Genomic DNA, 22,744 nt, shown 5'->3' with positions numbered 1-22,744 from the left:
GGCCGTGCCGGAAACCGCCGGAGAGCGAATTGCACACAACCCCCACCCGAAGGTGTTTCCCCACCATTCACCCGAGGCAGGGCAGGACCCGTTCCGATGGTTTTATATGAAAAATAGAGCGAGAGAAGGACCTTTTCTCACGAATACATGAGCGCAATCCGATCACCCGTACGGAATTCCACCAGGAAGCCCGTCGAAGAGCCCGGAAATCGCCCGCACCGGCCACCGCCGGACAACCTCCGGAGCCCTGCAATTGCGTCGGCGGAACATCCGTACAAACGAACGAGCCGCCCGGCCCCGGAAGGGGGCGGGCGGCTCGCGGAAAGGTCGGGCCTCAGTCGTTCACGCAGACGTTGCCGAACGCGGGGTTGAGGATGCCGATGACGTCGATGGTGTTGCCGCAGACGTTCACGGGGATGTGGACCGGGACCTGGACGACGTTGCCCGAGAGCACACCGGGGGAGCCCACGGCCGCGCCCTGGGCCCCGGCGTCGGCGGCGGCGACGCCCGCGGCGCCCGCGACAGCGGCGGCGGCGACGGTGGACAGGACGAGAGCCTTCGCGGTACGCGACATGGAAGTAATGCTCCTAGATCGTTGGGTGACGCACCAGGCGAGGATGCCCGGCCCATGGACCAACGTCCGACCCTCCGGCGGGTTCCGCATCCGAAAGGGTGATCTCTCGGCGCTCCCGCTCAACAACACCCGCGAGAGTGCCGAACGAAATCGCGGATACCCATTAATCCGACACACAGACTTCCGCGGTATCAGCAGCAAATAAGCTCGGCGGTTAGAGTGGCTTCCCTCTCCACGGACGGCCGAATCGGCGGTGGGGAGTCCTGCTTCGTCGATGTGTGATGGTCATACTGCCTTCCGACGGGTTCAGGATCTTTACATCCCCGAAAGGGCAATGCCGGTCATGCGCAATTCCCTCGCCCCGGTCCTCAGACGGCTGCTGCTGCCGCCGCGTACCACGGTGTGTGTCCTTTCGCTCTGCGCGGTGGCGGCGGGCGGGTTCGCCCAGGCCCCGCCCGTCCACGGGGCGGACCCCGACGACGGCAGGCCGGGCGGCGTCGTCGCCCCCGCGCTCCCCGCCGGGGTACCGGCCGCGCGGCCCGCCGCTCCCCCGCGCATCGCGCCGTACGCCTCGGAGGCGGCGAGCGTGCCGTTCGCCCAGCGGTTCCACGCCGTGCAGCACGGCGGCATCACCCGGGCCGCCAACACGTCGATCACCTGCCGCGGACCCGCGCCCACCCCGTCCGCCGTGTCCTGCGCCGACGCGCGGGACGGACGTGCCGCGGCCAACGACGACTTCGACATGTTCTACACCGACGTCGACTCCGACCCGAACACCTACAACTCCAGCCGCGGCGAACTGCGCGCGCCCGCCGGGGCGAAGGTCTCGTACGCGCGGCTGTACTGGGGCGGCAATCTGCTGGTGGGTGAGCAGAAGCCGGCCCGGGACAACGGGCGGGTGCTCGTCGCCGAGCCGGGCGGCTCGTACAAGGAGGTCCTCGCGGACAGTGTCGTCGGGCACCGGATCGCGGGCGGCGCGGACGCCTTCCAGGCCTCCGCGGACGTCACCGGCCTGGTGCGCTCCGGCGGCACGGGACTGTGGACGGTCGCCCAGGTCAATGTGGCCATGGGGCACTCGCAGGCGGGCGCGTGGGGCGGCTGGACGCTGGTCGTGGCGTACGAGCGGGCGAGCGAGCCGCTGCGGCAGCTCAGCCTGTGGGACGGCTTCCAGTACCTGGGCGAGAGCCCGAACGACGCGGCGCTGCGGCTCGACGGCGCCGCCGCCCCGGCGGGGGCCCGCGGCCAGGCCGGGTTCGTCGTCTACAACGGCGACACCGGCACCAGCGGCGACGCGCTGACCCTCTCCGTCGGCAGGCGCGCCGCGGCCACCCTGTCCGGCCCCGGCAACCCGGCCGGTGACCTCTTCAACTCCACCGTCACCGAGCCCGGCACCTCGCAGCCGCGCCGCGACCCCGCCCACACCGGCACCCTCGGGTACGACTCCGACGTGCTGGAGCTCGGCGAGGCGGTCGCCGACGGCGGCGGGCGGCTCGATCTGCGGCTGACCGCCGAACGGGACGCCGCCTGGGCGGGGGTCCTGTTCCTCGCGGTCGAGACCGACACCGATGCCGAGTAACCCGTCCCCGACGGGCCGGCCGGACACCCGCGCCGAAGCGGCGCGGGCCGCGCGGCCGCCACGGCCCGGCCGCGCCCCGGCCGACGCGCCGCCCCGGGTGCTGCACGTCGTGCAGCCCGTGACGGGCGGGGTGCCCCGGGTGGTGCTGGACCTGATCCAGCAGCACCTCACGGCCCCCGACGCGCCGCGCCTCCTCGTCGCCTGCCCCGAACAGGGGCCGCTCGCCGGATGGGTGACCGCCGCGGGCGCCGACTGGCTGCGCTGGGACGCCACCCGCTCCCCCGGCACCGCGCTGCCCTCCGAGATCCGCGCACTGGCCCGGCTGATCGCCCGCACCCGTCCCGGACTCGTCCACGCGCACAGCGCCAAGGCCGGACTCGCCGCCCGGCTCGCGCTGCGGGGCCGGGTACCGACCGTGTTCCAGCCGCACGCCTGGTCGTTCGAGGCCGTCGAGGGGACCGCCGCCCGGCTCGCCCGCCGCTGGGAGGTCGGCGCGGCACGCTGGGCCTCGCGGATCGTGTGCGTCAGCGAGGCGGAACGCGCCACGGGCGAGGCCGCCGGGGTACGCGGCCACTGGACGGTCGTCCCCAACGGCGTGGACACCGACCGGTTCCGGCCGGAGCCCCCCGCGCACGACGTACTGCCCCGCGCGCGCCGCGCCCCCCATGACGCGCCGCCCGCGCTCGCCGGGACCGACCCGCGCGCCCCCCTCGTCGTATGCGTCGCCCGGCTCTGCCGCCAGAAGGGGCAGGACGTGCTGCTGCGGGCCTGGCCCGAGGTCGTACGACGGGTCCCCGGGGCGCGGCTGGCCCTCGTGGGTGACGGGCCGGACGGGGAACGGCTGCGCGCCGGCTCACCCGAAGGGGTGATCTTCGCCGGGGCCGCCGAGGACCCCGCCCCCTGGTACCGGGCCGCCGACCTCGTCGTCCTCCCGTCCCGGTGGGAGGGGATGGCGCTGGCCCCGCTGGAGGCGATGGCGTGCGGGCGGCCCGTGCTGCTGACCGATGTCGCCGGGGCGCGCGAGAGCCTCGCGCCCGGCCATCGCGCGTACTGTCTCGTGCCTCCCGGGGATCCCGCCGCGCTGGCACGCGCGGCGGCCGGGCTGCTGCTGGACGCCCCCCGGCGGGCGGCACTCGGCGCACAGGGCCGTCGGCACGTCCTCACCACCCACGATGTGCGGCAGTCCGCGCGGGCCGTCGCGGCCGTGTACCGCGACATCCTCGGCGCGGAGCGCCCCAAGTGCAGGGAGTCCACCACCTCGTGACCGCGGAAAGCACCGTTCCTCCGCCCGTGGGACAGCCGCGCGCGGGACGCAGCGGCTCCACCGTTCCCGGGTCCGGGCTGCCCGGCACCCCCCGGCCGGCCGGACCGGCGCGCACCGCGGGCGGGGTCCGCACCGCCACGTCCACGCGCCCCGGCGGCGCCGCGCGCGCCGGGACCCTCCGGCCGTCGCCCACCGTCCGGGCCGCCGGCACCGCCCGGCTCGCCCCGCCGGTGACCGCGCGCCCGTCCGGCGCCCTCTCCCCGCTGCCTCCCCGGCCGCTGTCCGGCGCGGGCGCGCCCCCGGCGGGCCGGACGGCCGCGCCGCGTCCGCGCCGGGACCTGCCGGTGCTCGCGGTGGACGGCACGGCGGGGCTGCTCGCCGTGCTCGCGCTCGGCGCCCCGCAGCGGCATCCGCTGATCCTGGCGGTGCTGACCGTCGGCGTCGGCGGCTGGCACGCGCGGGCCGCGCTGCGCCGCCGTACGGTGACCGCGCCCGACGCGCTGGACGAACTGCCCGCGCTGTGCGGGCGGGTCATGGTGGCGTGGGCGCTGCTCGGCGCGGTCCTGGGGGCGCTCTCCCCGGCCTTCGCGCTGTCTCCGCGCGCGCTCGCCCTGGGGTGCGCGGCGCAGGTGCTCACCTCGTGCGCGGGGCGCGGGATCGTGTACGCGCGCCGCCGCGGACGCCTGACGCGCCGGCCCCACGCCACCCTGGTCGTCGGACCGGCGGGCCCGGCCCGGCTGGTCGCGGCGGCCCTGCTGCGGCATCCCGGCTGCGGGGTCCGCCCGGTCGGCGTCGTCACCGACCCGGACATCCCCGCCGACCCGGCCCCGGCCGCGGACCTCCCCGTCCCGCCCGGCCCGGTGCTGCCGACGCTGACCACCACCGACGAGGTACGGCGCGCCCTTGTGCAGAACGGCGTACGTGAGGTGCTCGTCGTCGGCGCGGACACCTGCCGCGTACAGGCCCCGCTGCTGCGCACCCTCGGCAAACTGGGCTGCGGACTGTGGCGGATCGACCCCGACACCGCCGGGTTCCGCCCGGCGAACGGCTTCCCGGGCGCGGGCGCACCCCGGCTCGCGGGCTTCGCGTACACGGCGCTCCTCGCGCCCCGCACCCGCCGCACCCACCCCGGCAAACGGGCCTTGGACGTGGTCGTGTCGGGTGCCTTGCTGCTGCTCGGCGCCCCGGTGCTGCTGCTGTGCGCGACGGTGATCCGGATCGTCGACGGACCCGGGGTGGTGTTCCGCCAGGAACGCGTCGGCAAGGGCGGACGCCGGTTCACCCTGCTCAAGTTCCGTACCCTGCGCCCCGCCGACCCCCAGGAGGCGGCCACCCTCTGGAGTGTCGCCGACGACAGCCGGGTCAACGCCTTCTGCCGCTTCCTGCGCCGGACCTCGCTGGACGAGCTGCCGCAGCTGTGGAACGTCTTCCGCGGGGACATGTCGCTGGTCGGACCGCGCCCCGAACGCCCGTACTTCGTGGCGCAGTTCAGCCGGACGTACGACGGATACCGGTCACGGCACCGGATGGAGACCGGCATCACCGGGCTCGCGCAGGTCCAGGGGCTGCGCGGCGACACGTCCATCGAGGACCGGGCCCGCTTCGACAACGCGTACATCGACACCTGGTCGCTGTGGCAGGACATCCGCATCCTGCTGCGGACGGCCGCCCTCCTCGTCCGTCCCACAGGAAGCTGACCCGGTGCCCGACTCCCTCCCGGCCACCGGCCGTCCCCCGCGGACGGCCGGTGGCCCGCCCGGGGCACCGGCCGCCACCGGGACCGCGCCGGCGGCCCGACTGCTCGCCGCGGCGGGCCGGTTCGCGCCGGTGCTGCCCGTGGTCGCGCTGATGGCGCTGCTGGCGCTGCCCGTGTCCGGGGACACCGCCCGGTCCGGGGGCGGCACCCCCGCCGATGTGATGTCCGGGGTGCTGGTGCTGCTGGCCGTCGCCGGGGCGGTACGGCGCGCGGAGCGTGCGCTGAGCCGGACCGCGCTCGTGGTGCTGGGGCTGCCGGTCGTCGGGTTCGCGGTCGCGGCGACGGGCGCGGCCGACGCCGCGACCGGCCTCACCGGCCTCGGCCGCTACCTCCAGGTGTTCGTCCTGGTCCCGGCCGCGGTGCTGCTGCTGGTACGGGACCGCGCCGATCTGCGGGTGCTGGCCTGGGCGTTCGTGGGCCTCGCGCTCGTCCAGGGCGGGATCGGGGCGCACCAGTACGCCACCGGGACCGGCGCCTCGTACATGGGCGCCGACATCCGGGCCGTCGGCACCTTCGGCCCGACCGATGTGATGGGCATGGCGACGGTCGTCTCGTACGGGGTGATCTGCGCGGTCGGCCTCGCGCTCGGCGCGGCACCGGGTACGGGTACGCCCGCCGGTTCGGCCACGGGTACGGGTGCGGGTGCGGCGGTGCGGCAGCGGGTCGTGGCGCTGGTCTGCGCGCTGCTCCTGCTGGTGCCGCTCGCGCTGTCGTTCAGCCGGGGCGCGTGGATCGCGACGGCCGTGGCGTGCGCGGCGCAACTGCTGCTGGCCGGGGTGCGGCGGGCGGTGGCGGTGGGCGCGGTGCTCGCCGCCGTGCTCGTGGTGCTGGTCGGCGGGGTCGGGGTCGGCACGGCGATGCTCCAGGAACGGGTGGACTCCATCACCAAGGTCACCGACGCGCCCGACCAGTCGGTGCTCGACCGCTACACGATGTGGGCGGCGGCCGTCGGTATGTGGCGGGAGCGGCCCGTCACCGGGGTCGGGCTGAAGAACTTCCCCGCCCACCGGGACGGTCACGCCTCGCTGGCCCTGTCCTCCGGCAGCGACACGGCCGGGGCGGGTTCCGGGTTCGTCCGCCAGCCCCTGCTGTCCCCGCACAACATGTATCTGCTGGTCCTCAGCGAACAGGGGCTCCTCGGGCTGCTCGCCCTCGCCGGGGGCTGGGGCGCGCTGCTGGTGCTCGGCGTCCGGCGTCTCACGCTCGTCCGCGGGGCCGCCGTACGGGCGCCCGGGGGGCCTTCGGCCCGGGGCGCGGACTGCGGACTGCTCGCCTGCGGGCTGCTGGTGTGGCAGCTGGTGGACTTCGCGTACGCGGACATCGGCGGCCCGTCCACCGTGCTGACCGCGGTCGCGCTGGGCGTCGTGGCGTGGTGGGCACTGGGGGCCGACGCCCGGTGAACCAGGCATCCGACGCCCCCGGCACCACCGGTACGGCACCCCCGTCCCGCCCCGGCGCCGCACCCGTCACCGTCCCCCTGCCCGTCACACCCCCCGCACCCCGTACCGGCCCGCCCGCCACCCTGCCCCGGACCGAGGCACCCCGAACCGGTCCCCCCGGCACCGCACCCCGTACCGGTCCGGACGACACCCCGCCCCGGACCGAGGCGCCCGGCACCGCGTCCGCACCCCGGCCCACGGACCCGGACCCGGACGACGCGGAACGGGGGGAGGGCGGGGGCTTCCTGGCGCGGGCGGCGCTGCTGACCGGGGTGCTCACCGCCGCGGGCGCGCTGCTCGGGCTGCTGCGGGACCAGACGCTCGCGCACCTCTTCGGCGCGGACCGGGACACCGACGCGTTCCTCGTGGCGTGGACCGTGCCCGAGTTCGCGTCCACGCTGCTCATCGAGGACGGCATGGCGCTGGTCCTCGTCCCCGCGTTCAGCGTCGCGCTGGCGCGGCGGACCCGGGGCAGATCCGGGCCCGACCCCGTACGCGCGCTGGTACGGGCGTCCCTGCCGAGGCTCGGACTGGCGCTGAGCGGGATCGCGCTGCTGCTCGTCGTCATGGCGCCCGCGCTGGTCGGCGCGCTCGCGCCGGGGCTGCCCGACCCGGAACTCGCCGTCGACTGCACCCGGTTGACCGCGACCTGTCTGCTGTCGTTCGGGCTCGCCGGGTACTGCGGCGCGGCCCTGCGCGCCCATCGCAGCTTCCTCGCGCCCGCGACCATCTACGTCGCGTACAACGTCGGCATCATCACCACGATGCTGGTCCTCGGCGGGCGCTGGGGCGTGCGCTCCGCCGCCGCCGGGGTCGCCATCGGCGGACTGCTGATGGTCCTCGCGCAGCTCCCCGCCCTGTGGGTACGGGTGCGGGGGGCGGCACGCCCGGCTCCGGCGACCGGGCCGCGGCGCCCCGAGGACGACGGGACCGGCGGCGACCGGGCGGTACGGCTCGCGGGCGACGGGACCGGGACCGGGGCGGACGACCGGGCGGTACGGCTCGCGGGTGGGGCGCTGATCGCCTCCGTGCTGCTGTTCGGGGTGTGCCGACAGTCGCAGGTGCTCATCGAACGGTTCCTCGGGTCCTCGCTGCCCGCCGGGGCCATCTCGCATCTGAACTACGCCCAGAAGGTGGCGCAGATGCCGATGGTGCTGTCGCTGATGCTGTGCACGGTGACGTTCCCGGTGGTCGCGCGGGCACTCGCCGAGGGGCACACCGAGAAGGCCAGACGCCGCGTCGAACGGGATCTGACGCTGGCCGCCGCGGTCGTGCTGCTCGGTGCCGCCGCGATCGTGGCGTGCGCGCCGCAGCTCGTCCACGTCCTCTTCCAGCGCGGGGCGTTCACCGCCGCCGACACCGCCGCCACCGCCGGGGTGATGCGGGTGTACGCGCTGGGGCTGCTCGGGCACACCCTGGTCGGCGCGCTGGTCCGCACGTACTTCTCCGCCGGGCGCCCCACCTGGTACCCGCTGGCCGCGATGTCCGCCGGGATCGCCGCGACCGCGGTCCTCGGCGCGCTGGCCGTCGGCCCGTTCGGGGTGCGCGGGATCGCCGCCGCGAACGCCACCGGCATCACCCTGGCCGCCGTACTGCTGCTGTGCGGCACCGGCCCGCGCAGCGTGCCGATCCACCGCCGCCGGGTCGCCGCCGAACTCACCAAGACCCTGGTGGCGGCGGGCTGCGCGACCGGCGCGGCGCTGCTGTGCGCCCGCTGGGCGGACGCCGCGCTGCCCGGTGTCCGGGGCGCGGCGGCGGCCGTGGCCGCCGCCGTGCTGGTGGTCGCCGTGGTGTTCCCGCTGGCGCTGTGGCCGCTGCGGGCCGACGCGCTGCCCCGGCGGCCCGCCCGCGCCTCCGGCCCGCCCGATGTGACGTCCCCGCGTTCCTGGACCGACCGAGCCCGCGAGGGCGGGCGCCGCACCGCCCGGCCCCCGCGCACCCCCCGTCCCGTCACACGAAAGCGCACCGATGCCCGCTGACACCCCACGCATCCGTCCTTCCTCCGTGCCGGACCGGGAGAACCCCGCACCGGCCCCGGCCTCCTCCCGCCCCCGCACCACCCCCGTCTGCGGCGCCGCCCCGCCCGCCGCCCGGCCCTCCGCCGCGCCCCGGGGCGCCGCGTACCGCACACCCGCCGCGCCCCGCGGCGCCGCCGGACCCCGCCCCGCGCCACCGGTACGGGCCGGCGGGTCCGGGTCCGGATCGGCCGAGTGGATCGCGATGTACCACTCCGTCGCCGACCCCACCGACGACCCGTACCGCATCACCGTCTCCCCGCAGCGGCTCGACGACCAGCTCGTCCGGCTGCTGCGCCGGGGACTGCGGGCCGTCAGCGTGCGGGACCTGGTGGCCGCGCGGGCCCGGGGCGACGCGGCCGGACTGGTCGCGCTCAGCTTCGACGACGGGTACGCCGACTTCGTCGACCACGCGCTGCCGGTGCTGCGCCGCCGGGGCTGCGGGGCGACCCTGTTCGTCCTCGCGGGACGGCTCGGCGGCGACAACGCGTGGGACCCGCTGGGCCCCCGCAAGCCCCTCCTCACCGCCGACGGGGTACGGGAGGCCGCCGCCGCCGGGATCGAGATCGGCTCCCACGGCCTCACCCATGTCGACCTGACCCGTGCGGGCGACGAGATGCTGCGGGCCGAGACCGCCGACAGCCGGGCCCGGCTGCGGGAGCTGACCGGCGCGGACGTGACCGGCTTCTGCTACCCGTACGGCACCGTCGACCCCCGGGCCGTCGCGGCGGTCCGGGCCGCCGGGTACCGCTACGCCTGCGCCATCGCCCCCGGCCCGCTGGCCGGCGAACTCGCCCTGCCCCGGGTGCACATCGGCCAGGAGGACACCGGGATGCGGCTGGAGCTCAAACGCAGACTCAGCCCGCTGCGCCGCCCGATGCCCCCCTACGGCCGGACCCCCCACGACCTGGCGGCACCCCCCGCCCCCGCGAACGGGAACCCGGCGGACCGCGACACCACCGGGCGGAGCGCCAACGGTCGGAGCACCACCGGTCGGAGCGCCACCGGGCGCGACACCACCGAGCGCGGCAGCGCCGGACGAAGCCCCGCCGACCGGGCCACGAGACCCACGGCGGCCCCGCCCGCCCCGCAGGCCCAGCAGCCCCCGGCGCACCCGGCCCACCCCACGCACCCGGCACCCTCCACGAACGGGCACCGCCCCGGTGACGGTCCGGCCCGGCCGGAGTCCCCGTGAAGGCCCTGCACATCATCACCGGGCTCGGCATCGGCGGCGCCGAACAGCAGCTCAGGCTGATGATCCGGCATCTCCCCGTGCACAGCGACGTGGTGACCCTCACCAATCCGGGGCCCGTCGCCGAGGCGCTCACCGCCGACGGGGTCCGGGTCGTCCACCTCGGGATGACCGGCAACCGGGATCTGCGGGCACTGCCCCGGCTGGTGTCGCTGATCCGCTCCGGCGGCTACGACCTCGTCCACACCCACCTGTACCGGGCCTGTCTGTACGGGCGGCTCGCCGCGCGGCTCGCCGGGGTCCGCGCGGTCGTCGCCACCGAACACTCCCTGGGCGAGTCCCGGATGGAGGGCCGTCCGCTCACCGCCGGGGTACGCGGGCTGTACCTCGCGGGCGAACGGCTCGGGCGCGCCACCGTCGCCGTGTCCCCGACCGTCGCCGAACGGCTGGGCCGCTGGGGCGTGCCCCGCCGCCGTATCCATGTCGTCCCCAACGGCATCGACCCCGGGGCCCTGCGCTTCGACCCCGGGGCCCGCCGGGCCGTCCGGGAGCGGTACGGGGTGCCCGCCGACGCGTATGTCGTCGGCGCGGTCGGACGGCTGGTGCCCGGAAAACGCTTCGACCAGCTCGTCGACGCGCTCTCCGAACTGCCGCCCGGGGTACGGCTGATGATCGTGGGCGGCGGTCCCGAACTGCCCGCGCTGCGCGAGCGGGCCCGGCGCGCCGGGGTCATGGACCGGGTGGTCCTCACCGGCGAGACCCGCCCCGTGCTCCCCCGCCCGGCCGGCCCCGGCGGTCCGCCCGTCGCCCCGGCCGCCCCCGGGCCCCCCGCCCTGTCCGCGCTGCTGTCCGCGATGGACGTCCTCGCCTCCCCCTCCCCGCAGGAGGCGTTCGGGCTCGCGGCCGTCGAGGCGCTGGCCGCCGGACTGCCCGTGCGCTACGTGGACTGCCCGGCCCTGGAGGACCTGCCGCCCGGCGCGGCCGGTGACGCCGAGCGGGTCGCCCCCGGCCCGGCGGCCTTCGCCGACGCCGTACGGCGGCTGCGGGACGCGGGGCCCCGGGAGCGGACCGTCCCGGACGCCGTCCACCACTACGGCATCGCCCGCAGCGCCGAACAGCTCACCCGGGTCTACGCGTCCGTCCTCGACCGCCCGTGAGACCGGCGCCGTCCCGGCCGCGCCACGCCGTGTCCCGGGGCGGACGCGCCCCGCGTCCCGTACCCACCGAAGTCCGAACCTGGAGTGACATCCCATGACCGACAACCCCGGCTCCCTGGGCCGCCCGAAGGCCCGTACGCGGTGGCTGCCCCTGTGGACCGCGCTGCCCCTGTGCGCGCTGGCCGGAGCGCTGGCCGGCGGCGCGTACGGGAAGCTGAAGGCGCCCGAGTACACGGCGACCAGCTACGTCGTCGCCGTCCCGACCGAGAAGGCCGACCCCGCGACCGCGCTCGGCTTCGCGCAGGCGTACGGGCGGGTGGCGACCCAGCTCGCGGTCCTCGGGAACGCCCAGGTCCAGGCGGGTGTGCCGGTCGCCGAGCTGCGCCGCAGCGTACGGGCGGCCACCTCGCCGGACGCCCCGATGGTCGCGGTCTCCGCGACCTCGCACCGCGCGGCGCGGGCCGCGTCCATCGCCAACGCCGTGTCCCGGGCGCTGACCATCGACGCCAACCGGACCCAGGACAACACCCATGTCCAGCTCCTCCAGTTCTCCCGGGCGACCACTCCCGCCGCGCCCAGCTCCGCGTCCCCGAGGCTGACCACGCTGGTCGGGGCGAGCGCGGGCGGTCTGCTCGGCGGGCTCGGTCTGCTGGCCCGCCCGCGCCGCCGGGTACCGGCCGCCGCCGACGGGGCGCCCGTGTCCGTGCCCGGTCCGGCCCCGGCGGCGGACCTGAAGCGGTGACGGCCCCGCGACCGGCCGGGGCCACGGCCCCCGCGCCGCTGCCCGACGCCGTGCCCGTGGCCGCGCCCCGGCCCGCGCTGTCGGCGGAGGTGTGCCGGGACCCGGACGCCTTCGCCGCACTGGCCCCCGCGTGGCAGCGGCTGTTCGCGCGCTGCTCGGCGGCGACCCCGTTCCAGCACCACGCGTGGCTGGACTCCTGGTGGCGCTCGTACGGGCGGCGGGGGCGGCTGCGGGTGGTGCTGGTGCGCTCGGGCGCGGACCTGGTGGCGGCGGCCCCGCTGGCCCTGGTCCGGCGGCCGGTGCCCGCCCTGGTGCCGCTCGGCGGTTCCCTCGCCGACTACACGGACGTGCTGCTGGACGACGCCGTCCCGGGCGCCGCCGACGCGCTCGCGGCGGGCCTCGCGGACGCCGCCCGGGGGGCCCTGGTCGATCTGCGCGAGGTCCGTCCCGGCGCCGCCGCCGAGCGGGTGTACGCGGTCTGGCCGGGCCCCAAGCGGCTGATCCGTGACTCGGTGTGCCTGGAACTCCCGGCCGCGCCGCTCACGGAACTGATCGACCGGCTGCCCCGCCCCCGCGCCCAGCGGGCCCGCGCCAAGCTCCGCAAGCTCGACGCCCTCGGGGTGCGCCAGCGGGTGGTGGACGCCGACGAGGCGGGGGCCGCGCTCGGGAACCTCCTCGAACTGCACCGTCTCCAGTGGCAGGGACGCAAGGTGACGGCGGAGCACCTGCGGCCGAGGTTCCGGGAGCATCTGGCGCGGGCGGTCGTCCCGATGATCCGCTCGGGCCACGCCGCGGTCACCGAGTTCACCCTGGACGGCACGGTGGTCGCCGTCGACCTGACCCTGCTGGCACCCGGGATCACCGGCGGCTACCTCGCCGGGGCGCACCCGGGGCTGCGCTCCCGCAAGGCCGATGTGGCGACGATGCTGCTGCGCTCCGACACCGAGAAGTGCGCGGCGGCGCCCGACGGGGGCGTGGGCCGGGGCGGGGTGCTGAGCATGCTGCGCGGCGACGAGCCGTACAAGCACCACTGGCGCCCCGAGACCGTCGTCAACCAGCGGCTGCTGCTGGCCCGCCGCCCGACCGCGCCGCTGCTGGCCGTACCCCTCGCGGACACCTGGGCGCGGGAGCGGCTGCGCCGCGCGCGGCGCGTCCTGCGGGAGCGGGCGGCGGGCGGACCGCCCGGCACGAACGGCGGCTCCGGACCGGCCCGCGACACCGGCACCCGGCACACCGGGACGGGGTACACCGCGGCAGCCCAGGACGGGGCGGGTCAGGGTAAGGGTCAGGGTCAGGGTCAGGGTCAGGGTCAGGGTCAGGGTCAGGGTCAGGGTCAGGACGGGGTACGGGAAGCGGGTGGCACGCCGGACGGCGGTGGCGGGCCTTGAGAGGTCCGCCACCGCCGTCCGGTGGGTGCGCCGGGCGCCCGCGCTACGCGCCGCGCGAGGGCCCGGCCGGGGCGCCGGACAGCGCGCCCGGCGCGTCCGGACCGGAACCGGCCCGGTCGGCCCACTCGCTCCAGTCGCTCCAATCGGTCCACTCGCTCCAGTCGGTCCACTCACCGGGGTCGGCCCAGTCCGGCCACTGGGGCTCCTCACCCGGGTACGCCGGCGGCTCCGGGACGCCCGGGACGCAGACCTCCTCGGTGAGCCACTGCCCGATCCACGGACCGAGGTCCAGCGGCGTGCAGTCGGACGGCTCCGTCGGCTCGGTCGGTTCCGTGGGCTCGGTGGGCTCAGTGGGTTCCGTCGGCTCGGTCGGCTCCGTCGGTTCCGTCGGCTCCGTGGGGGACGCCGTACCGGACAGGAGTTCGCGGTACACGGCAGCCGAGCGCGGGTTGTCGTCGCACTGCCACACACCGTGCGGGCAGTAGTCGGTGATCGTGTGGTAAACCGGCCGCTGACGGTCGATCCACCCGATCATGCGCCGCATGTATTCCGCGTTGTCGCCGTTGCGGAACAGCCCCCACTCGGGAAAGGAAATATCCTTGCCGTGGGCTTTCGCGAAGTCCACATGATGCTGAAGCCCGTACGGCTCACTCACCTGTTCGTCGAAGGTGATGCCCCGCGGCTGGTCGTACGAGTCCATTCCGATGATGTCGACGGTGTCGTCACCCGGATAGCACTCCGTCCAGGCGATGGCGTCCTTCCCGCGACTCGGCGTGAAATCGAAACGGAACTTCTGACCCGGCACCGAGCGCATGGTGGTGACGACCCTGTTCCAGTACTGCTTCCACGACTCCGGGTCCGGCGCACAGCGATGCCCGTACGTCGTCCCGTTCATCTCCCAGCCGAGGACCACCACGGTGTCCTGGAGCCGCAGACCGACCAGCCGCTCCCCCAGCTCCCTGAAGTGCCGGTCGAACGCGCCCGCCGCGCCCCTGCGCAGATCGGCGCGGACCTGGGAGTCCCGGATGCCCTGCTCGTTGCGGTCCGACATCGGGACGTTGAGGACGAACATCCGGTCGCGCTGGGCGTTCCGCCAGCCCGCCCAGTTGGCCAGGAAGTCGACCTGGCCCTCGATACCGGCCCAGGAGTCGCCGGGCAGATAGGTGTGACCGACCTTCAGCTCCGCGCCCCCCAGCCACTCGCTGAGCTCCGCCATCCGCTCCACCCCGCGCGGCCCGTAGTCCAGATAGGCCCCGAAGGGCGGCCGCCCGGACGCGGTGGACGCGGGCGCCGACGGCGGCGCGGCGGGGTCGGCGGACCCCGGGCCGGGCGGCGCGGGATCGGGTGCCGTCGGGTCGGCGGCGGTCGGATCGGTCACCCCGGGGTCCGTGGTCCCCGGGTCCGCCGGGCCCGGGTCGGCGGATCCCGCCGCCGGTGCGGAGGGTTCCGGGGCCCGGACCGCGCCGGTCCCGGCCGCGTACGCCGTACCTGACACGAGGGTGGCCGAGACGACGGCTCCCGCCGCGAGGGAGAGAAGTCGTCGGTGGACTATCCGGCGTTGCTGATGAGCCATTCCGCTGCTCCTGGGGACGTATTCCGTTTCCGTACTCCCGACCCTGTCTGTTGACACCGAGTCATAAGTATTCCTATTGCGCCGAACGGGATTTCAATCCGGCACGGGCGCCCATCCGCCCACTTGGGCGAGTGAATCTGGAGGAAATCACCGTGTCGATACTGGACCCGAGCGTTCCCGCCGTACTCCTCCGGATCGACCGCAACCCCTTCCACCACGGCACGCTCGGCGCGGTACGGTCCCTCGGGCGCGGCGGGGTGGAGGTGCACGTCGTCGCGGAATCCGCGGCGAGCCCGGTGCCGCGCTCCCGCTATCTGTGCCGGATGCACCTTCCGCCCCCGCCCGGCGCGAACCTGTCCGCGGTCGCCGCCGTGCTGCGGCGGGTCGCCGCCCGGGTCGCCCGCCCGGCCGTCCTGGTCCCCATGGACGACGCGGGCGCCATCGCGGTGAGCCGTCTCTACCGGGACCTGACCGAGCTGTACCTGCTGCCCAGCCAGCCCGGCGCGCTGCCCGAGCGGGTCGCCGACAAGGGTGAACTGGCGGAGGTGTGCCGCGCCCTCGACATCCCCCATCCGGTGACGCTGGTCCCCGAGAGCCCCGCGCAGGCCGCCGCCGCGGTGTGGCAGCTCGGGGCGCCGGTGGTCGCCAAATGGAGCCGCCCCTGGCTGGTGCCCACCGGCACCGGACTGCGCTCCACCGTCCTGGTGCGCTCCGCCGCCGAGGCGGAGGCCCTGTACCGCCGCACGGCCGAGGCGGGCAGTCCGCTGCTCCTCCAGGCGTACCTCGCGCCCGGCCCGCGCCGCGACTGGTTCTTCCACGGGTACGCCGACCGCACCGGGGCCGTGCTCGGCGGCGGCTCCGGCTGGAAGCAGCGCGCGTGGCCGCCGGGCGCGGGACTCACCGCCGTCGGCCGCTGGGTGCCCAACCCCCGGCTGCACGCCACCGCCCAGTCGCTGGTCCGGGTACTCGGCTACCGGGGGGTCCTCGACCTCGACTTCCGGCTGGACCCGGCCACCGACACGTACCACCTCCTCGACTTCAACCCCCGGCCCGGCGCCCAGTTCCGGCTCTTCACGGACGGCCAGGGCCTCGACGTGGTGCGCGCCCTGCATCTGGACCTGACCCACCGTCCACTGCCCGGCCCGGCCCCGCTGCCGGGCCGCCGCTATGTCGTCGAGAACTACGCGCCGCTCACCGCCCTGGCCGCCCTGACCCGGGGAGACGGCGCCGAACTCGCGTGGTACGCCGCCGACGACCCGGTGCCGGGCCGGGTCATGGCCCGGCTGTGGACCCGGCACGCGGTCCGCCGCCTCACCGCACGCCTACGCGACCGGCTGACCCCCCGCCGCACCGCGCACCGCCCCGCCCGGGGCCCCGACCCGTGCGCCGCCCACCCCGCCGACCTGCGCGGCAACCCTCATGACACGAAAGCGAGCAGCTGCTGATGTACGACCTGTTGGTGGTGGGAGCGGGCCCCTACGGCCTGTCGATCGCGGCACACGCGGCGGCGGCCGGGCTGGACGTCCGGGTCTTCGGCCGCCCGATGGCCGCGTGGCGCGACCATATGCCCGAGGGGATGTTCCTCAAGTCCGAGCCCTGGGCCTCGCACCTCTCCGACCCCGGGCGCCGCTACGGTCTCGACGCGTACGGCGCCGAACGCGGCGTACCGACCGAGCACGCCGTACCGCTGCCGGTACGGACGTTCGCCGAGTACGGGCTGTGGTTCGCGGAGCGCGCGGTGCCCCGGGTGGACGAGCGGATGATCCGTACCGTCGACACCTGCACGGGCGGCTTTCGCGCGCTCACGGAGGACGGCGAGCCGTTCCACTCCCGGTCCGTGGCCCTGGCCGTCGGCGTACTGCCGTTCGTCGACATCCCCGGCCCGCTGCGCGGCCTCGGCCCCGAGTACGTCACCCACAGCAGCCACCACGGCGACCTGACCCGGTTCCGGGACGCGGATGTCACGGTGATCGGCGCGGGCCAGGCCGCCCTGGAGACGGCGGCGCTGCTCGCCGAGCAGGGCACCCGGGTCCGCGTCCTGGCCCGCTCCCACACCCTCAACTGGAACGGTCTGCCGCCCGCCTGGCGGCGCCCCTGGTGGGACTCCGTCCGCGCCCCGCACAGCGGGCTCGGCTGCGGCTGGCGCAACTGGTGCTACGCGGAGCTGCCCGGCGCGTTCCGCCGTCTGCCCGAGAGCGGCCGGACCCGGATCGCGGCGACCGCGCTCGGTCCCGCCGGGGCGTGGTGGCTGCGCGACCGGTTCGAGCCGTCCGTCGAGGTCCTCCCCGGGCACGAGGCGGTGCGCGCGGGCGTCCGGGACGGACGGGTGCGGCTGGAGGTGCGGGGACCGGCCGGGGCGCCGGTGCCGCTGCTCACCGACCATGTGATCGCCGCGACGGGGTTCCGGGCCGGCCGGGACCGGCTGCGGATGCTCTCCCCCGATCTGCGGGCGTCCCTGATGCCGCTCGCGGACGGTTCGCCGGACGTGGGACGGGACTTCGAGTCGTCCTGGCCGGGGCTGTTCCTGGCGGGGCTGGTCACGGCCTCGGGGTTCGGTCCCGCGATGCGGTTCGTGCACGGCGCGTCGTACACCGCGGGCCGTCTCGTACGGGGTGTCCGGCGCCATGTCCGCCACCAGTCCCGCACCCCCGTCCGCCCCCCGCGGCTGCCGTCCCCCGCGTCCCCCGCCCCCGACCGGGCCCGCACCCCCTGATCCCCGGGGGCGCGGGCGACCGCGCCCCCGGCGGCCCGGCCGTACCGGGGCACGCCGAGGGCCCCGACCGGAACGGCCGGGGCCCTGGGGCACAGCGGTGCGGGGCGAGTGGTGCCGTGTCAGCGGCGGGCGGCGAGCGTCGCGCGGCGGTACAGCACCCCGCCGCCGACGAGCAGCGCGAGGGAGGCCGCCGCCGCGCCCATGGTCCCGGCGCCCGCGCCGGTGTCGGCGAGGACGGCCCTGCCGGGCGTCGTCTGCACCGCGTGCGCCGGGGGGACCTGTCCGGGCACCCGGACGGCCGGCCGCTCGGGCGAGGGCCGCGGCGGCACCACCCGGGTGTGCTCACGCGGCGGGACGGTGACCCGGGGCGGCGTCACCACGGGCGGCGTCACCGGGGTCACCGGCGTCACGGGCCGTACGGGCTTCGCCGAGTTGCCGCAGAACGTGCCGAACGCGGGGTTCAGCAGCGCGATCACGTTCACCGTGTTGCCGCAGAGGTTGACGGGGACGCTGAGGGGCACCTGGCCCAGGTTCCCGGCGAGCACCCCGGGTGAGCCCACCGCCGCGCCGCGGGCGGCGCTGCCGCCGCCGAGCGTGTCCTGGCCGGGCTTCGCGTGCTTGCCGGAGCGCCCGGTGGCCCCCCGTCCCTGGGTGACCGGCTCAAGGGGCCGTGCGGGCGCCGCGTGCCGGCCGGAGGCCGTCCGCTTCGCGGGTCCGCCGGCCTTGGCGGCCGGGGCCTGGTGTCCGGAGGAGGCGGGCGCCGCGTGCTTCGCCGGGCCGCCGGGCCGCGCGGGGGCGTCCTTCTTCGCGGAGGTGCTGGACATCGCGGTCGTACCTGTCCTGGCCGTGTCCGTCTTCGCGGGGGCGCCGGGGCGCGCGGAGCCGCCGGGGGCCGCGTGCTTGGCGGGCGCCGGGGCCGCGTACGGGTCGTGGGGGGAACCGGGCCGGTGGCTCACGGCGCCGGGGTGGGGGCCGCCGCGGGAGGTGCCGCCGGTCTCGTTGACCGCGGTGTTCCCGAAGGTGGGGTTCAGCGCGGAGACGCCGTTCACGCTGTTGCCGCTCACGTTCACCGGCACCGTGATGGGGGCGGAGACGGTGTTCCCGGAGAGCACACCGGGCGAGCCGACCGCCGCGGCGTCCGCGTCCGCGGCGAACGCGTGACCTCCTGGCAGGGACAGGATGCTCGTCGCGGCCGCGGCCGTGAGCATGCCCTTGCTGAGGGCCTGTCGCATGGAGGGGTCTCCTGTTCGCTGTGGACGGTGGGGGTTCGCCGTGCGGGGGTGGGGGGGAAAGCGTGCGCGGGAGGCGCGGGGCGTCGGCCCCGGGACCGTCGGGGGACGGTTCCGGGAGCCGACGGTGACGCGGCCGTGGAGGCGGCCCGATGCGTCGGAGCGTCAGCTGTTGACGCAGACGTTGCCGAAGCTGGGGTTCAGCAGCGCGATGATGTTGATGCTGTTGCCACAGACGTTGACCGGGATGTGGATCGGGACCTGGACCACATTGCCGGACAGGACGCCCGGCGAACCGATGGCGGCACCTGTGGCGCCCGCGTCGGCGACCGCCGGGGCGGCGATACCCATGGCCAGGATCACTCCGGCGGCAGCGGCCGCCGTCTTCTTGAGCTTCACGAGATTTTCCCTCTCTCTGCGGTCAGGTCTGGGATGTCGGCGGAACCGAGCGGGTCCATATCGATGACCCGCACCATGACCGGCTGATTGACAAACGACCACGGGCGGACGAGGAAACCCGCGATCCGTGGGCTTTTTCGGTATTCACCCGAACAACCTGAAAGACACGGACCACTCGGTCCGCCGAAGGCATCCGGACAGCACGGGAAACACCGGAAGCGGCGAACGGAACACCATCCGGCGGAAAGGGATCAGCCCGAGCAGGAGGAACGGGAGGAGCGGGGAGAACGGGGCGCCGGACGGAATCCGTCCGGGAACGCCCGGGGCTCTCCCGGACGGGCCGTACGGCTGCCGCGTCCGTGCGACGTGTCGCACGGACGGAGCGGAGCCGTACGGCCCGGGTCCGGCCTGGGGCCGGGGTGACGTCAGTTGTTGCCGACGCCGTTGCCCGAGAGGACCGGGATGTCGTCGAGGATGTGCGACAGCGGCTCGTCGCCCTTGACCTGCGACGAGTTCTCCGTGCACTGCTGGTTCTGCGGGGAGGACAGGACGTTGACGTCCTGCACCGTGATCGGGATGAGCCCGATCAGGGAGCCGACGTTCGCCTTCAGGGGGACGCCGAGGCACGGCTTGTTCAGCGTGCCCTGGACGAGCGAGAACTGCGGGCTCAGATCGCCGTGCGTCTTGGAGTTGCCGTACGCCTGGGTGGAACCGTTGCCGTTGACGGTGGTGACGCCACCGTCGTTGCCGATAGCCATCGCGGGAGCGGCGGCGGCAGCGGCGACGCCCACCACGGAGGCGGCGACGCCGGCGGCGGCCATGACCTTCTTGAGCATTTCCGGTGTTCCTTTTCTGAACAAGTTACTGATGCTTGCTGGACAACTCCCCTGAGCCGGTTTGGTTTCGGGTCTTCACCCGGTCGGCTCGCCCAACCCGTGCGGCGCAACGGATCGGGCTTCCGGGGCCGGTGCGGCAGGTTGACGACGGAATGCGGGGATCAGCGCGTCATCTCCTCCGGTCGATGGGCGTCTGATTATCCTTTCGGCCGGTTCTGTTCGGGGCGCCGTACCTGTCGAAGCCCGGCGGAACCGTCGGAATTCCGCCCGTGCACCCGGGGGGAAATCCGTTCCGCACCGGCGCTGAAAGGATTCTGTGAAGCGCGTGATCACCAAGAACGGCAAGTCCGGCGGCAGCGGCGAACGGCGGACCCCCCGGGTCCGCGGCGACCACGGGGAGGACCCGGCGGCCACCGCGCGTACCGAGCGACCGGCGCGCCGTCAGCGCGCCACGCGCGCCGCGCGGACCGAGCGCGTGTGGTCCGAGCGCGAGCTGCGGCTCGTGGACCGGCTCGCGACCGTCCACGGGGAACTGGACGAGCTGCACAAGGAACGGGCCGCGCTCATCGCGTACGTGTCACGGCTGCACGCCGGGTGCGTCAGCGCCCCCGATCCGGCGGGCCGCCGGACCGTCCATGTCGACACCGCCGTGGGGCGGCTGTCCTGGTGGATCGCCGCCGACGACGCGGAGCTGGTGTCGGACCCCGAGTCCGGTGCGGGCGGGCGGACGGCCGGGACCGCGGGGCCCCGGCGGGACACGGTGACACGGCTGGCGTTTCTTCATCTGCACCGGCGCCCCAACCGGCCCGCGAGGCTCGACAGGGGCGCGACCACCGCCACGGGCGCCCCCGTCATCGATTCTGCTTAGCCCATCGGAGTGAACGGCAGCAACCAAGACCTGCGGGGGTAGTTGGGCAGAACGCTCCGGGACGGGCAGAGCGCCACAGGACCGGCGATGGAAGAGCACCCCGCAGAACCACGTGAAGCACGAAAGGGACACCTCGTGATCAAGAAGGTCATGGCCGCCGCTGCCATCTCCGCCTCCGTCATCGGAGCCTCCGCTGCCGCCGCCGCCCCCGCGATGGCGATCGGCAACGACGGTGGCGTCACCACCGTCAACGGCAACGGCGCCGCCCAGGCGTACGGCAACTCCGCCACCCACGGGGACATGAGCCCGCAGTTCGCGCTCGTCCAGGGCTCCCTGAACAAGCCCTGTGTCGGCCTGCCGGCCAAGGTCAACGCGGGCTCCCTGATCGGCCTCATCCCGATCACCGTGCAGGACATCAACGTCCTGTCCTCCCCGCAGAACCAGCAGTGCACGGAGAACTCCTCGCAGGTCAAGGGCGACGAGCCGCTGTCGCACCTGCTCAACAACATCCCCGTGCTCTCGGGCAACGGCGCCGGCAACAGCTGATCACCGCACGACCCCTCGGCGCCCCGGCCGGGCGCCGTCACGAACGGGCCGCCGTGGCTTCACGGCGGCCCGTTCCGTGTCACCGCGCCCCGTGACGCCACGACCGCCGGGCACCACTGCCGGGCACTGCCGGTGAACCCACTGCCGGACACCACTTCCGGACACCACCGGCAGACCCGCCGGTGGACCCCCGCACCGCCACGGCACCGCGCCACCGCGATCCGCACCACCGCGGTCCGCACCACCGCGGTCCGCCCCCCGCGCGTACCCGCCGACCGCGCCGCGCCCCAGGGAACGCGCCTGCGCCGGGCGGGGCAGCCGTATGCCCCGGAGGCGCCCGGGGCCCGTCCACCGGTCCCCCGTACCGCGCCACCACCACCACCACCGCCACCGCCACCACCGCCACCACCGCCGCCACCAGCGCCCGTGCGCGGTTCGCGCTCACCGGGGCCAGATCTCCCGCCGCACCACCGACTCCCACTCCGGGTCGGGAAAACCCGGCACCGTACGGCCCTCCCGGCGCCAGGCCTCCGCGAGGCCCGTGTAGAGCGGTTCGGAACCACCAGGGGCCCGCGACATCCCGTACCTCGGGCCGCCCACCGGCCCGACCGGCCGGACCGGCGCCGCCCCGGGTGCCGCCCGCCCGCCCGGCAGCCGCCCCGGTGGCACCCGGCCCGACGGAGGGTGCGCCTGGGGACCACGGCCCGTCGGGAGGTTCCCCGAAGGGGTGTCCCCCCGGCCGATGCGCTCGGGGGCCCGCCGGCTCACCGGGATGATCCCCTGCCTTTTCCAGCCACCTGATGTGTCGCCCATGTCCGGTGCAACGCGTGGATGGGCGTCCCTGACATGGGCTGCGCCCCCACTGCGCCCGAGCGCTGCGCCAATCGGGTCATCACCCGCAACCCCCGGGTCGAACACGCAGTTGATCATCCTGCTGGCTCCGTCCCCAGGAGTCCGCTTGCGAAAGGGAAGAAACCATGAAGAAGCTGTGGGCAGCCGCGGCTGTCGCCGCCTCCGTCGCCGGAGTTTCGGCTGCCGCCGCCCCCGCCATGGCGATCGGCGACGACGCCGGCGTCACCACCGTGAACGGCAACGGCGCCGCTCAGGCGTACGGCAACTCCGCGACGCACGGGGACATGAGCCCGCAGTTCGCGCTCATCCAGGGCTCGCTCAACAAGCCGTGTGTCGGTCTGCCGGCCAAGGTCAACGCGGGCTCCCTGATCGGGCTCATCCCGATCACGGTCCAGGACGTCAACGTCCTGTCCTCCCCGCAGAACCAGCAGTGCACGGAGAACTCCTCGCAGGTCAAGGGCGACGAGCCGCTGTCGCACATCCTCGACGACATCCCGATCCTCTCGGGCAACGGCGCCGGCAACAGCTGATCGCCGTCTGATCGCCGCCCGAAGGGGCCGACCGTCGTGCCGGTCGGCCCCTTCGCGCTGCCCGGCCACTTTCGTGCCAGGTGCACCGGTACGTG

The 22,744-nt window shown here is 75.5% G+C and carries 18 protein-coding genes and 2 pseudogenes; 14 read left to right on the top strand and 6 right to left on the bottom strand.

The genetic code is table 11. The features are described 5' to 3' along the window. Window positions 1–334: 334 nt before the first annotated feature. Window positions 335–574, bottom strand: a complete 240-nt coding sequence (locus AB852_RS02750) for a chaplin (protein ID WP_073783191.1) — start codon at window positions 572–574, stop codon at window positions 335–337. A 343-nt stretch (window positions 575–917) separates the two neighbouring features. On the opposite strand from AB852_RS02750, the gene AB852_RS02745 reads away from it, so the two are divergent. The 9 genes and pseudogenes from AB852_RS02745 to AB852_RS02705 all read left to right on the top strand — a co-directional run. Next, a complete protein-coding gene (locus AB852_RS02745) occupies window positions 918–2,150 on the top strand; it encodes a DUF3344 domain-containing protein (RefSeq protein ID WP_178390929.1) in 1,233 nt (410 codons plus the stop codon). After that, window positions 2,140–3,414: a glycosyltransferase gene (locus AB852_RS02740; RefSeq protein ID WP_079184247.1), complete on the top strand. Its 1,275-nt coding sequence runs from the start codon at window positions 2,140–2,142 to the stop codon at window positions 3,412–3,414. The genes AB852_RS02745 and AB852_RS02740 overlap by 11 nt, the downstream gene beginning before the upstream one ends. Window positions 3,415–3,644: 230 nt before the next feature. After that, window positions 3,645–5,111: an exopolysaccharide biosynthesis polyprenyl glycosylphosphotransferase gene (locus AB852_RS02735; protein ID WP_079184390.1), complete on the top strand. Its 1,467-nt coding sequence runs from the start codon at window positions 3,645–3,647 to the stop codon at window positions 5,109–5,111. A 100-nt stretch (window positions 5,112–5,211) separates the two neighbouring features. Continuing rightward, window positions 5,212–6,570 (top strand): O-antigen ligase family protein, encoded by a 1,359-nt coding sequence (locus AB852_RS02730; RefSeq protein WP_073785299.1) that lies wholly within the window; start codon window positions 5,212–5,214, stop codon window positions 6,568–6,570. Between the two features lie 77 nt (window positions 6,571–6,647). After that, a complete protein-coding gene (gene murJ / locus AB852_RS02725) occupies window positions 6,648–8,588 on the top strand; it encodes a murein biosynthesis integral membrane protein MurJ (RefSeq protein ID WP_107499165.1) in 1,941 nt (646 codons plus the stop codon). Between the two features lie 241 nt (window positions 8,589–8,829). Further along, a pseudogene (locus tag AB852_RS02720) lies at window positions 8,830–9,498 on the top strand (polysaccharide deacetylase family protein); the annotation flags it as partial. A gap of 317 nt (window positions 9,499–9,815) precedes the next feature. Continuing rightward, the gene (locus AB852_RS02715; protein WP_073783187.1) at window positions 9,816–10,973 is read left to right on the top strand and encodes a glycosyltransferase; all 1,158 of its coding nucleotides are present in this window, start codon (window positions 9,816–9,818) and stop codon (window positions 10,971–10,973) included. A gap of 94 nt (window positions 10,974–11,067) precedes the next feature. Continuing rightward, window positions 11,068–11,715 carry a YveK family protein gene (locus AB852_RS02710; RefSeq protein WP_073783185.1) on the top strand — a complete coding sequence of 216 codons (648 nt, stop codon included), beginning with the start codon at window positions 11,068–11,070 and terminating at the stop codon, window positions 11,713–11,715. A gap of 56 nt (window positions 11,716–11,771) precedes the next feature. Then, window positions 11,772–12,893: pseudogene (locus tag AB852_RS02705) on the top strand (GNAT family N-acetyltransferase); the annotation flags it as partial. 253 nt (window positions 12,894–13,146) lie between these two features. Here AB852_RS02705 and AB852_RS02700 read toward each other — a convergent pair. After that, on the bottom strand, window positions 13,147–14,676 hold the full coding sequence (locus AB852_RS02700) for a glycoside hydrolase family 26 protein (RefSeq protein ID WP_107499113.1): 1,530 nt from the start codon (window positions 14,674–14,676) through the stop codon (window positions 13,147–13,149). Window positions 14,677–14,828: 152 nt separating this feature from the next. On the opposite strand from AB852_RS02700, the gene AB852_RS37585 reads away from it, so the two are divergent. Both AB852_RS37585 and AB852_RS02690 read left to right on the top strand, forming a co-directional pair. Next, the gene (locus AB852_RS37585) at window positions 14,829–16,121 is read left to right on the top strand and encodes a carboxylate--amine ligase (RefSeq protein WP_079184246.1); all 1,293 of its coding nucleotides are present in this window, start codon (window positions 14,829–14,831) and stop codon (window positions 16,119–16,121) included. Next, window positions 16,121–17,389 carry an NAD(P)-binding domain-containing protein gene (locus AB852_RS02690; RefSeq protein WP_073783179.1) on the top strand — a complete coding sequence of 423 codons (1,269 nt, stop codon included), beginning with the start codon at window positions 16,121–16,123 and terminating at the stop codon, window positions 17,387–17,389. The genes AB852_RS37585 and AB852_RS02690 overlap by 1 nt, the downstream gene beginning before the upstream one ends. Window positions 17,390–17,508: 119 nt before the next feature. Here the strand turns inward: AB852_RS02690 and AB852_RS40480 are convergent, their stop codons facing one another. From AB852_RS40480 to AB852_RS02675, 3 genes are all read right to left on the bottom strand, one after another. After that, window positions 17,509–18,621 (bottom strand): chaplin, encoded by a 1,113-nt coding sequence (locus AB852_RS40480; RefSeq protein ID WP_073783177.1) that lies wholly within the window; start codon window positions 18,619–18,621, stop codon window positions 17,509–17,511. Between the two features lie 162 nt (window positions 18,622–18,783). Beyond that, complete coding sequence (locus AB852_RS02680; protein ID WP_107499162.1) at window positions 18,784–18,969, bottom strand: chaplin; 186 nt, start codon at window positions 18,967–18,969, stop codon at window positions 18,784–18,786. Between the two features lie 473 nt (window positions 18,970–19,442). Next, complete coding sequence (locus AB852_RS02675; RefSeq protein WP_073783173.1) at window positions 19,443–19,853, bottom strand: rodlin; 411 nt, start codon at window positions 19,851–19,853, stop codon at window positions 19,443–19,445. A gap of 325 nt (window positions 19,854–20,178) precedes the next feature. Here AB852_RS02675 and AB852_RS02670 point away from each other — a divergent pair, with 325 nt between their 5' ends. Both AB852_RS02670 and AB852_RS02665 read left to right on the top strand, forming a co-directional pair. After that, window positions 20,179–20,721 (top strand): hypothetical protein, encoded by a 543-nt coding sequence (locus tag AB852_RS02670; protein WP_245876585.1) that lies wholly within the window; start codon window positions 20,179–20,181, stop codon window positions 20,719–20,721. A gap of 135 nt (window positions 20,722–20,856) precedes the next feature. Continuing rightward, entirely contained in the window at window positions 20,857–21,267 is a 411-nt protein-coding gene (locus AB852_RS02665; protein WP_073783171.1) for a rodlin, read from the top strand. Window positions 21,268–21,708: 441 nt separating this feature from the next. On the opposite strand, the gene AB852_RS39515 is transcribed toward AB852_RS02665, so the two are convergent. Further along, window positions 21,709–21,846, bottom strand: a complete 138-nt coding sequence (locus AB852_RS39515; protein ID WP_178390928.1) for a hypothetical protein — start codon at window positions 21,844–21,846, stop codon at window positions 21,709–21,711. A 398-nt stretch (window positions 21,847–22,244) separates the two neighbouring features. Between AB852_RS39515 and AB852_RS02660 the strand changes: the two genes are divergently transcribed. After that, window positions 22,245–22,649, top strand: coding sequence for a rodlin (locus AB852_RS02660; RefSeq protein WP_073783169.1), 405 nt, complete (start codon window positions 22,245–22,247; stop codon window positions 22,647–22,649). Window positions 22,650–22,744 lie beyond the last annotated feature (95 nt).

The organism is Streptomyces uncialis (assembly GCF_001905345.1).
Lineage (GTDB): Bacteria > Actinomycetota > Actinomycetes > Streptomycetales > Streptomycetaceae > Streptomyces > Streptomyces uncialis.
Note: the sequence above shows the minus strand (reverse complement) of the source record. Positions and strands in the feature narration are given on the sequence as shown.